Source organism: Shewanella holmiensis (assembly GCF_025370255.1).
GTDB lineage: Bacteria > Pseudomonadota > Gammaproteobacteria > Enterobacterales > Shewanellaceae > Shewanella > Shewanella holmiensis.
Window position 1 is genome coordinate 65,362 of the sequence record NZ_JAMTCD010000020.1, and the last position, 10,401, is coordinate 75,762.

14 protein-coding genes and 5 pseudogenes are annotated in these 10,401 nt (G+C 40.1%); 8 read left to right on the forward strand and 11 right to left on the reverse strand.

The genetic code is table 11. The features are described from left to right. Nucleotides 1-25 precede the first annotated feature (25 nt). From NE535_RS14450 to NE535_RS14480, 7 genes and pseudogenes are all read right to left on the reverse strand, one after another. A pseudogene (locus tag NE535_RS14450) lies at nt 26-139 on the reverse strand (ISAs1-like element ISSpu13 family transposase); the annotation flags it as partial. Between the two features lie 48 nt (nt 140-187). Continuing rightward, nucleotides 188-565, reverse strand: a pseudogene (locus NE535_RS14455) (Fic family protein); the annotation flags it as partial. Between the two features lie 308 nt (nt 566-873). After that, nucleotides 874-1,161, reverse strand: a complete 288-nt coding sequence (locus NE535_RS14460) for a type II toxin-antitoxin system RelE/ParE family toxin (protein WP_261299323.1) — start codon at nt 1,159-1,161, stop codon at nt 874-876. Continuing rightward, nucleotides 1,158-1,439, reverse strand: coding sequence for a type II toxin-antitoxin system Phd/YefM family antitoxin (locus NE535_RS14465; RefSeq protein ID WP_261299324.1), 282 nt, complete (start codon nt 1,437-1,439; stop codon nt 1,158-1,160). Before NE535_RS14465 ends, NE535_RS14460 begins: the two co-directional genes overlap by 4 nt. A gap of 195 nt (nt 1,440-1,634) precedes the next feature. After that, nucleotides 1,635-2,054 (reverse strand): helix-turn-helix domain-containing protein, encoded by a 420-nt coding sequence (locus NE535_RS14470; RefSeq protein WP_261299325.1) that lies wholly within the window; start codon nt 2,052-2,054, stop codon nt 1,635-1,637. A gap of 9 nt (nt 2,055-2,063) precedes the next feature. Next, nucleotides 2,064-2,366: a type II toxin-antitoxin system HigB family toxin gene (locus NE535_RS14475; RefSeq protein ID WP_261299326.1), complete on the reverse strand. Its 303-nt coding sequence runs from the start codon at nt 2,364-2,366 to the stop codon at nt 2,064-2,066. Between the two features lie 354 nt (nt 2,367-2,720). Further along, on the reverse strand, nt 2,721-3,104 hold the full coding sequence (locus tag NE535_RS14480) for a Fic family protein (RefSeq protein WP_261299327.1): 384 nt from the start codon (nt 3,102-3,104) through the stop codon (nt 2,721-2,723). A 109-nt stretch (nt 3,105-3,213) separates the two neighbouring features. On the opposite strand from NE535_RS14480, the gene NE535_RS14485 reads away from it, so the two are divergent. Continuing rightward, nucleotides 3,214-3,342 carry a hypothetical protein gene (locus NE535_RS14485; RefSeq protein WP_425347466.1) on the forward strand — a complete coding sequence of 43 codons (129 nt, stop codon included), beginning with the start codon at nt 3,214-3,216 and terminating at the stop codon, nt 3,340-3,342. Here NE535_RS14485 and NE535_RS14490 read toward each other — a convergent pair. Beyond that, nucleotides 3,314-3,673: pseudogene (locus NE535_RS14490) on the reverse strand (transposase); the annotation flags it as partial. The gene NE535_RS14485 and the pseudogene NE535_RS14490 sit on opposite strands and share 29 nt — an antisense overlap. A gap of 197 nt (nt 3,674-3,870) precedes the next feature. On the opposite strand from NE535_RS14490, the gene NE535_RS14495 reads away from it, so the two are divergent. The 4 genes and pseudogenes from NE535_RS14495 to NE535_RS14510 form a co-directional block, all read left to right on the forward strand. Then, complete coding sequence (locus NE535_RS14495; protein WP_261299328.1) at nt 3,871-4,140, forward strand: type II toxin-antitoxin system TacA family antitoxin; 270 nt, start codon at nt 3,871-3,873, stop codon at nt 4,138-4,140. After that, nucleotides 4,137-4,670: a GNAT family N-acetyltransferase gene (locus NE535_RS14500; RefSeq protein ID WP_261299329.1), complete on the forward strand. Its 534-nt coding sequence runs from the start codon at nt 4,137-4,139 to the stop codon at nt 4,668-4,670. Before NE535_RS14495 ends, NE535_RS14500 begins: the two co-directional genes overlap by 4 nt. Nucleotides 4,671-4,788: 118 nt before the next feature. Beyond that, nucleotides 4,789-5,061: pseudogene (locus NE535_RS14505) on the forward strand (type II toxin-antitoxin system TacA family antitoxin). Further along, nucleotides 5,058-5,183, forward strand: a pseudogene (locus NE535_RS14510) (GNAT family N-acetyltransferase); the annotation flags it as partial. The pseudogenes NE535_RS14505 and NE535_RS14510, both read left to right, overlap by 4 nt. 170 nt (nt 5,184-5,353) lie before the next feature. Here the strand turns inward: NE535_RS14510 and NE535_RS14515 are convergent. Continuing rightward, complete coding sequence (locus NE535_RS14515; RefSeq protein ID WP_261299330.1) at nt 5,354-6,454, reverse strand: Fic family protein; 1,101 nt, start codon at nt 6,452-6,454, stop codon at nt 5,354-5,356. A gap of 378 nt (nt 6,455-6,832) precedes the next feature. Here NE535_RS14515 and NE535_RS14520 point away from each other — a divergent pair, with 378 nt between their 5' ends. Both NE535_RS14520 and NE535_RS14525 read left to right on the forward strand, forming a co-directional pair. Further along, on the forward strand, nt 6,833-7,264 hold the full coding sequence (locus tag NE535_RS14520; RefSeq protein WP_261299331.1) for a hypothetical protein: 432 nt from the start codon (nt 6,833-6,835) through the stop codon (nt 7,262-7,264). Continuing rightward, on the forward strand, nt 7,251-7,535 hold the full coding sequence (locus tag NE535_RS14525; protein ID WP_261299332.1) for a hypothetical protein: 285 nt from the start codon (nt 7,251-7,253) through the stop codon (nt 7,533-7,535). The genes NE535_RS14520 and NE535_RS14525 overlap by 14 nt, the downstream gene beginning before the upstream one ends. A gap of 245 nt (nt 7,536-7,780) precedes the next feature. Here the strand turns inward: NE535_RS14525 and NE535_RS14530 are convergent, their stop codons facing one another. Then, nucleotides 7,781-8,047, reverse strand: a complete 267-nt coding sequence (locus tag NE535_RS14530; RefSeq protein WP_261299333.1) for a type II toxin-antitoxin system TacA family antitoxin — start codon at nt 8,045-8,047, stop codon at nt 7,781-7,783. Between the two features lie 306 nt (nt 8,048-8,353). Here NE535_RS14530 and NE535_RS14535 point away from each other — a divergent pair, with 306 nt between their 5' ends. Continuing rightward, nucleotides 8,354-9,610, forward strand: coding sequence for an RNA-guided endonuclease InsQ/TnpB family protein (locus NE535_RS14535; RefSeq protein WP_261299334.1), 1,257 nt, complete (start codon nt 8,354-8,356; stop codon nt 9,608-9,610). 75 nt (nt 9,611-9,685) lie between these two features. Here NE535_RS14535 and NE535_RS14540 read toward each other — a convergent pair. Then, nucleotides 9,686-10,401: IS3 family transposase (locus NE535_RS14540; RefSeq protein ID WP_261299335.1), on the reverse strand; the 716-nt coding region annotated here is incomplete at its 5' end.

Here is a 10,401-nt window from a genome sequence, read left to right on the forward strand (position 1 = left end):
CGCTCTACACATTAGCAGGGGCTGATTACACTTTTTGACCAGCGCCAAAAATAATCTCTTCCCTGAAATCATCACTCCAACAGGCTCGATTGAATTTCTGATTTTGGCTTGTTTTAGCGGGATGTAGTTTCTGCACATTTCAAATTCATTGATTTAATCGTTTGTTTGCTATTGGTGACATTGGGTTTTAGTTTCTATTCGTAAAGTACGGGCTAAACTGATTATTGTCTTGGATCATTAAGGTGACAAATTTAGGGTGAACAAATAGCTTCTCTTTACCCGATTGCACTTCTTGTAACACACCAATATCGCATAGCTGTTTTAAGTAGACAGAGGCAGTTTGACGTTTTGCTAAGCCGTTTTCGACCAGATTTTGAATGCGGCAATAAAGCTGCTCAAAAATCACTTGTACTAGCTCATGGCTATAAATCTTAGGTAACTGCTGGCGCACATATTCAGTGGTGTGCTCGATAAGCTCACGGGCAGCGGCTATCTTATGGGTGGTCCACTTGGCTGTTTGTTCAACGGCATTAAGCATCTAGATGATCCACGCTTGCCAATCTTGCTTAGTGCACTAATACCTTTGATCCTATTTTATTGAAATAATATTAGGCTTAGTTAAACCGTCGATACTTTAGTTCCCCAGTCAAATTTGTCAGCTGATTTAGGGGGGAAGTGTAATGTGCCGTAAAAACGCAATAGTTTGATAATTTCTCTGAGGACGAATGTTTAATAAAGTTTGTAATTTTCAGGCTCATTATTGGACAATTCCGAGTTGAACTATTACTAATTTAGTAAAGTTTGAATTAATTAAAATATGGCAACTCGCTTAGTCGAGTGTCCAGTATCACTGATGCAGATCAAAACGCAGTTTTACACGTCATCTTCAGACAGCATTTGACGGCAATTACGAACTGTTAGTACGCGGATTTCATGACTTAAGCTGTAGATAATACGATAGTGACCAAAGATGATTTCGCGATAGTTGGTATGGGGCATTTCAGGTACAAAGCGCCCCATTTCAGGCATACTTCCAAGCAGTTCAGTTTTATCAAAAACTTCATTTACCCACTTTTCTGCCGCAGATGGATTATCCAAAGAGATGAACTCTGCTGCATTGCTTAGCTTCTGAAGCGCTAATGGAGACCAAACTACTTTCACTTTTTAATGCGCCCCAGAACTTGAGCACGCGCATCATCATTGGAAATACCAAGACCAGAAGCTAATTGGGCTTCGGCTGTGCGCATTTCTTCCAGTAATTCGATCTTCTCTTGCATGGCTTCATATTCAGCAATGTCGAGAACAACAGCAACACCTTTGCCACGTTGCGTAATGACCAATGGGCGGCGAGTCTCATTGATTTGTTTGATGTAAGAAGCTACACCTGCGCGAAACTCAGACAACGGCTGAATATCTTGATCGAAATGAATACGGCTCATACTAAACTCCAATTAGTACAAAATAATGTACAAATAATAGTTCAACTGGCCGTTATGAGCAAGGAGTTGATGCTGCGTTATACTGCAATTCACACCTAACAATCTGGCGTGATGGCATTTGCAAAAGTACGGAAAATGAATATTCAGCTATGAGTGTGAAGCGACGACTTTAGCTGATTTTGGGGCAGGAAGATGTTAGAAGAAGACCGCCGGGCTGACGCCGAAACGATGTGCAAGGTTCATAATATGTTCTCTGGTCAGGTTCTTTTTCCCTGCCAACACCTGAGAAACCATGCTTTTTTTACCAATCTCGTTCTCAAAGTCAGTCGTATTCAACCCATATTGATCCATCAATACCTTAAGCGTGGCTACAGCAGTGTCAATTTCCCCCTGTCTGTGGTTGAATGCCTCAAACCTTACAGATTCATCTTCGTAGCGGGTAATGGCATTCCCCAGAGCTTCGATAAGGATCAGGTTATCATCGTACTGCTCGATCAGCCCATCCATCAGTGCCAGCGCCTGCATGTGCTCCGAAGCAGATGAAATGCCAGTTAGTATAGGGAGTTGGGATGTAATTACCCCAGCCATTTTAGTGACTTCTGCGACAACTAACATTTTCGCCTCCTATTTTCGGTACTTCTTACACAGCAGATCGTATTCTTTGTGAGTGACAATATGCTTTACATAAATTCGGTTATGCCTGAACTCGATAAAGGCCAGCATACGTAAATTGTTGCCACCTATGTCGATAATCCACCATTTATCCTTGTACTTAAATTTGTCCAAGGAACCGAACACCGCGATTAATTCCTGTGGTGTCTTAAAATCACCTCGATTTAGCACGTTATAAGTGCTTTCAATAGCCACTGCATCATTCGGGTATTTCTTAATTGCATCGGCAAATGGATTTCTTGATATTGCGTGCATTTGAGCCCCGTTTACTATTAGTAAACTATATCAGTGCTTTTTATAGTTCACAATAGGTAAACTTATAATTTTTAAACCATGGTTCGACGGCGATTTTTGATGGTTTAATGCTTGTATTGCTGTACGACCATAATAAAGTTTGATAAAAATTATGGTTGTCCTGAACGGTAATACCGCTATTGTTTGATAATTTATCTGAGGACGAATGTCAGTTTCTGATAATTAAGTTTGTTCATTTTCAAACTCACTTTTGGACAGAACCTTGCTAGTACCCTGCTAAATTAGCAGGTGATGAACAACCAGGGTTATGGGAAGTCGCTTAGCTTAGTACCCTGTATTAGAGGTGCAAATTAACTACTCTATACGCTCTCTTTCCAACTTATACGCTGAATACTCTCGAGATACTTGTTCGTCAGAATAATCGCCATCAACATTATTTGTCTCACCAGCACCATCTAGTCCTTGGATGCTTTTAATAGCGCCGCCCCATGAATCACGACTTCTAGGCGAACCGATAAACTGAGATAGATATGTGTTTAAAGCTTTATCTCTTGGCTTTTCAATCTCTTTGCTCAAGGCGGTTAAATAATCAAACTTCGTCGTTTTTTCCCACTCTACTGAGAAATTAGCTCGGTGACACAACTCAGTATGAATTAACAACATTGTACGGCCATTTCCGTCGAGGAAAGGGTGACCATAGGCAAATAAGCCCATAACTTCTCCTGTATTAGCCCGCATATACTTTTTGTCTTGACCTAACCGTAAACCGTAGTTGTAGTGGCACACTAATTTGGGCCACCTAAATAGAGGTGATATTATTGCCTCGTAGACAACTTTAGGTGAGCACATGAGATCGACAAGCAGAAGAACATTTAGCGCTGAATTCAAACTTGAAGCAGCCCAATTAGTCCTCGATAAAAACCACACAATAATTCAAGCAGCAAAAGCCATTGTGTTCGATATTTTAGCGTTCTAAATAATGCTTCTGAGTAAGGGTTATCGTTGCTTACGCTGGGCCTACTAAGTGAAGCCGTAACACCCAGCTCTTCAAGTTTGGCTTTCATCGTCAGCGATTTCATTGGTGCGCCATTATCAGAGTGAAGTATCAGTGGCTTGTTGAAGCACTGTTCACGTAACATATTGCGCTGCATCAACTCGGCAGCCAGCTCGCCACACTCCTTTTAATGCACTTCGTAGCCAACTATTTTTCGACTATAAATGTCTTCAAACATATAAAGATAATAAAACTGGCCTTTGATAGCCGAGGCCAAATAAGTGATATCCCAAGACCACACTTTATTCGGCGCATCAACACGCGTTAACATGCATTTTTCATACTAAAAGTTATCTGAACTATGCTCCCAACGAATTAATGCGTCTCAGTGTCGCATCAGAAGTCATTATGGTTTTCAAAATCCGTAATCTTTCCGTACAAATTGCATGTGTTCAATGTTTGAACTATAATCTCTGTTATGACGGAATATATCCGTACATTGGAGGAGTTATGGCTACAGCACGTTTAGATATCCGCCTTGATGAAGAGATAAAAGCAAAAGCTGAAAAGGCATCAGCATTGCTTGGTCTGAAAAGTTTAACTGAATATGTAGTTAGGCTTATGGACGAAGATGCAACACACGTAATTGAAGCGCACGAAAGTATCGTGGTTCAAGATAATGTTTTTGACGTATTCATAGCTGCCTGTGACAAAGCAAAAGCACCAAATCAAGCTTTACTGGAAGCTGCAAAATTCACAGATGAGAGCGGAATCAAGTGAGCTGGGGCAAAGAGTTCGTAGAACTCAATAAATCATATCACGACCGCAATGCATTCGACTGTGGTGAGCAAGAGCTAAATACATTTATCCAAACTCAAGCAGCAAAGCATATGGAAGCAGGTATTAGTCGAACTATGATTCTCCCTAGTGCTCAGCCATTGCTTAATCAGAAGTTTGCAATATGCGCATTTTATAGCGTTGCACCTAGCTCAATCAGTCGAGAAACCTTACCTGCACCACTTGCAAAGAAACTTCCTCGATACCCCATTCCAGTGTTTTTTTTAGCTCAGTTAGCTGTGCATAAGGAATTTCACGGCTCTGGGCTAGGGAAAGTCAGTTTAATCCGTGCTCTGAAGTACCTTTGGGAGGTTAACCGCCATATGAGGGCATATGCTATTGTCGTAGACTGCCTCACAGATTCAGCACAGGCATTCTATACAAAATTTGGCTTTGAAGTATTGTGCGAACATAATGGGCGCATTCGCATGTTTCTACCAATGAAGACGGTAGAAAAACTTTTTAACCAATGAGTTAATAATATAGAAAATAATAATTAGAACTTGTGCCAAAGTGACACAACGGTTGCTTATTGCACACTTTAAGCCAATAAAATCCATGTGACATTTTGACACAACAAGAGATAACATTATGGCTACTATTTTGCCTCGCATCACCGCTAGAGTTGATGTCGATACTCAAGATTAACTTACCAAAGCTGCCGCTATTGCTGGTATGTCCAATATTAATTCATTTGTTTTAAGTGTTGCGATTGAAAAAGCTAAACAAGCAATCGAGCGTGAACAAGCTCTAAAACTGAGCCAAGCTGACGCTATGTTGTTAATGGAAGCGTTAGACCGCCCAGCAACATTGAACCCTAAACTAAAAGCAGCATCTGGCCGTTATGAGAGCAAAATTCAATGATGAATTCGGTACTTCTTGATAAAAGTAATCACGATAGAAACCTATTCAACTGTGGCACCGAAGCTCTCAATAACTATTTAAAAGTAATGGCTAGTCAGCAAGCAAAGAAAGCAAGTTTAAGGTGGCTTCTCACCGCCCGGGCGAGGGTTTACGGTTAAATTAATAAAAGCTAATTTAGCAGAATCACTAACTAACTATCGCACGTCCAAAAGTGAGCTAGAAACTGATGAAATTTCAATATGGTCTTACAAGCGCCAGGAACTGGCTGCTTTCGTCCAAGAGAATAGAATACTTATCTAGCTAACAAGTATCTGGTACTTCGCCCACCCGCCTCAGACTTCACTAGACACCCACCATCGACCAGTGCCGATAAGTGTCTAGTGGCAGTTGCCTTACTTACCTTAGCAACTTTGTGATATTGACTAGTATTAATCCCATCTTCAAAATCTCCATCTAACATTCGGTTAAGCACTTTGACTTGCTCAGATGTTAATTTAGTTTGGTCAATTCTAAGCCAATAATTGGTTTTGAATAATGTTTCATCTATTCCACAGAGAACATCTGCAAACGTTTCATTCAATATTTCAAGAAACCAAGACAACCAAGGGGTTATATCTAAACCTCCTTTTTGAGTTGTTTCTAGTACCTCGTAATAACGTTTTCGGTTAGCTAATATACCCACTGACATAGCATAAAAACGGACAGATTGTTGTTCAGCTTGCGCCAATGCTAAGTCTGTTAATAAGCGTGTAATTCGACCGTTCCCATCATCTAAAGGGTGCAAGGTGACAAACCAAAGATGGCATATTGCCGCTCTAATTAACGGGTCAAGTGCCGTATCTTCTTTAGAGTCATTAAACCAAGTTATAAATGCGTCTAATTCTACATCGAGTATTTCCCTTCCAGGGGCTTCAAAGTGAATTACTGGCTTATCTATTCGCCCCGAAACCACTTGCATTGGATGACTCCCCCTAAGTTGCCCTCCAATAATTGGATTTAATAAAGTATAACCATCAGGAAATAAGCAAGAATGCCAATGAAGTATCCGCTCTTGACTTAAGGGCTCCTTAAGGTTTTCAATCGCATCTAGCATTATTTCAGCAAGACCGTCAGTTTGTATGGTGGTGGGAAACGGCTTATCTTCTGACAACCCCAATTTATTAGCTAAAGATGAACGAACCGAAAAAGCATTTAACTTCTCGCCTTCAATGGCACTTGAATGAACGATATTGGAAATCAGGGTATCTAGTAGACTTTGATTTTGGTCATTACATTGACTAGCCATTTTACCTAACAAAATACCTTGGTTTAGCCTAGTTTGCCTTACTAAAGGTGCTATTATTTTTTGGTTCCATGTAAAAACAGGCCAACTGTCCTGTTGCCATATCCACATAATTAGCCCCTTTGATTAGTTTATTTATTCATCTAATCAGATTATGATTTATTTAGCGCGTTTATTCAACTCAATGTGTGATGTGAATAAGATTGTATTCACATCAAAGCATTGATTGAAACAATATCTGGTTCATAATTTTAAGCTTAGTAGTAACGGTATAGGCAACTTTACGTATTTGCCTATCGATACAAGAGCCTGATCTTGGTTCGTTAACAAAGCAACATGACCTAGTTGTTCTGAATGAAAATCGACCACTTCATACAGGCCGATCCTGTAGTTGTGTGTTTACCTTTTTTGGTTTCATCGTTGGTATTTGTCGCACATGCTTGTTTGCAGCAGTAAACTTAATTTATTGTTTGTCTATTGAAGATACTTATGGGAACCGTTGAATCTAAATATATTGCATTATTTGCAAATTCCGCGGAAAGCTTGAAAGCGGCCGATGAAGACTTGCAGGATAAAATTGATGCATTTAGGGTTCGCTTTGCGGATTTACAAGATTGTCTTGGTCATAAATTGTTTCGTAATTTGTTAAAATTAGAAGATGAATCGCCGGTCAGTATGATTGATGTACTCAATATGATGGAAAAACGGGAGATCCTTACCTCTAGCCATCAATGGAAATTACTTCGTGAAGTGCGAAATGCATTTTCACATGGCTATCCAGAGTCTGAAACAGAACGGGCTGAAGCACTCAATTTGGCTTGGGCTAACGCTGATCAACTACTGTTAATCTTAGTTAATCTTAAAGTCTATTTGTCTTCTGTTGGTATTGCATTGGAAGGAGATGTTAATGCGGTTAATTGAACGAGAGATAATTTCGATAGTATATGCAGTGAAATTACATTTTTCTTCAACTGCTAAAGTGTGGTTATTCGGTTCTCGTTGTGATAATAAGCGAGGAGGGGATATTGATCGGCAAGATATCGACAACCCGCTTCATAAAAGAATATTATTAAAAATAGCGTTACAAGATCTACTCGGTGAGCAAAAAATAGATCTTGTTTATCATGATTTAAGTTTACCTATTCAGCCTATCCATGAAATCGCTAAAACAGAAGGGATCCTGTTAGGGTAAACTCAACAGAGACACGACTCCGTTGCGGATCAAATCCAATATATGACAGTAAACTATTTCGATCTGTTACTGGTTGTTTTTTGGCTGATAACGACATTTAATTTGTTAATGGACTGACTTATGATGATTTCCTCTAATCGCGTCATAGCTCTTTAGTGCCTTTTTTACTAGCCAGTCATTTAGCTCCAGTCTACCACAATCAAAATCAGATAAATCATGAGTTTCTGTAAGCAATTCAGGTGCTGTTATTCCCAAGGTGATTTTCTATTCATCAACTCTACCATACCTTTATCAACGGCTGGTTCAGCGTCTAATGCTTGCTCAAATGCAGCAAAGGCTTGTTTGTCAAAAGTAAAATCTCTTTGTGAAGCAATAACTTGGTGAGCTTCATAAAGTGCTGCTTGTTGGATAAATACAGAACGGTCAACCTTTAGTAAATTAGCCGCAGCATCAATGATATTACGAACAGACGGCTTTACTCGCATATTTATAGATGCAGTTTTAATAGCCATGCTAGCTCCCGTATATTAATTAGATACGCATCATAGTGTATCTATTGGATACACAAAGATTTAACCATAAGTAGCGAGTAATAGAGGCACTATTTTAGTGACTCTTGTCATTTCTAGCATTCCAAAAAGAACAAGCTCCGCAAACGCATAACACCTGCCTTTTCTTAATTCCATAATTAGACTTTGACTGAGTTTATTGTTTAACTATTTATTAAATGCAAGTGTAACTCAAATAGACCATAAAAATGGGAGCAAGTTAAAAGCGATAAGTGGACAGCGAATTAGCCAAACTAAGGTTGAAGTTAAGTGAAAATTGAAAAAGCCTACAAGTTCAAATTAGAACCAACGCCAGAGCAAGCTGAGAAACTGGCTCAAATGGCTGGTTGTGGGCGCGTCGTTTTCAATGATAGCCTTGAGCATGTGCTTAACATCATTAAAAAGTCGATCCCTATTACAGACAAAAAAGCACTTTATAAACATCTCAATGATTTGTCTTATCAAGATCGTAAGTTACTTAAAAAGTCTTTCCCTAATTCAGCTTTTCTAAACAAACAATTAACGTCATGGAAAAAACTTAATCATAGGGAGTGGTTGGATGATGCGTTTACGGATTGTTTGCAGCAGCGCCAGCGAGATTTTGTAAAAGCGTTGGATGGCTGGTCGAAAGGAAAGCGAGGCTTCCCCATCTGGCGAACTCGAAAGCTGGCTCATCACTCAACAATGCTATTTCCTGCACCCAAAAAGCAAATCAGTATTCAGAATAGGCATGTCAAACTACCTAATGGCTTGGGTATGGTTAAGTATCGCAATAGCCAGCCTGTAATTGGTGAATTGCGTAACGCTACCGTGTCGCTTAACGCTGTAGGAGAATGGCATATCTCTATCATGTGTTTGGTTGATATTGAGTTACCAACGCACGTACAGGGTGAAATGACAGGTATTGATATGGGTATCGCCAAAAACATGACCTTATCCACTGATTGTTGTGGTAATGAGGGGGTTTTTGAGGGTGTCCATTCTTTCAGGACTTATCAAGAGAAGTTAGCTGTCGAGCAGCGCAAATTATCTCGAAAGGTTTTAGGCTCTGAGAACTGGAAAAAACAAAATCACAAAGTAAACAAGTTGCATCAACGCATTGCCAGCATTCGCAACGACTATCAACATAAAGCCACCACCGAAATCAGCAAGAATCACGCAATGGTTATCTGTGAAGCTTTGAAAGTTGCGAACATGAGTAAATCAGCGAAAGGTGACAGCGAAAATCACGGCAAGAACGTTGCCGCTAAATCTGGACTGAACAAGTCGATTCTCGATCAATGCTGGGGCGAACTCCGTCGTCAACTTGAATATAAAATGCGATGGAAAGGAGGGATTTATGGTGAGATAAATCCCCGAAATACCAGTCGAGAATGTGCTTGCTGTGGTCATATTGAAAAGCATAATCGCAAAACTCAGGCGGCGTTTATTTGCCAGTCCTGCGGTTATTCAGATAATGCGGATAAAAACGCTGCCAAAGTAATTCTAATGCGCTATTTACGCGAATTAGAGCAAGCGGCACAGTAATTAATCAGGTTCGGGCAGAGCCGTAGCGTCTGTGAAGTGAATTGCATTAGCGATTGTAACCCTCCCTTATATCGATCATATTTTGAGAGAGTTTTCCTCATTTAATCGCTCATACATCTTGGGCGGTAGATCGTTCAGTGATTCATGTGGCCGATCATAATTATATTCTTCAAGCCAACTATCCGTGATTTCCCTTACTTCAGTCAAGCTGTTGAACAAATAACAGTCCAATACTTCATTTCGATAAGTCCGGTTAAATCGTTCAATAAACGCATTTTGAGTGGGCTTACCTGGCTTAATAAAGTCTAACTTAATACCGTGTTGTTCAGCCCATATCGCAAGTGCATGTGAGATAAACTCTGGACCATTATCTTGCCTTAAACGCTTTGGGTAACCGCGATAGGCTGCGATTCTATCCAGTACACGTATAACTCGTTGCGCAGGTAAGCTTGAGTCCACTTCTATCGCTAAAGCTTCACGATGGTAGTCATCAATCACATTAAAAGTTCTGAACGACTTTCCTGAAAACAAGTTGTCGCTCATAAAATCCATTGACCAGCAATCATTTGCCTTTACTGGAACGGCTAGTGGCTCTGGTTCACGTGACGGTAAGCGTTTTTTGCCTTTTCGTCGTAAGTTAAGTTTCAAACCACAATAAACGCGATACACACGTTTATGATTCCATTGATGCCCTAGGAGCCGTAGTCGTTTAAATATCTTCCTAAAACCATAAGCCCTATGCTTCTCTGCGATGCCTGATACGGCCTCAATGATGTCATTATCATCGATAC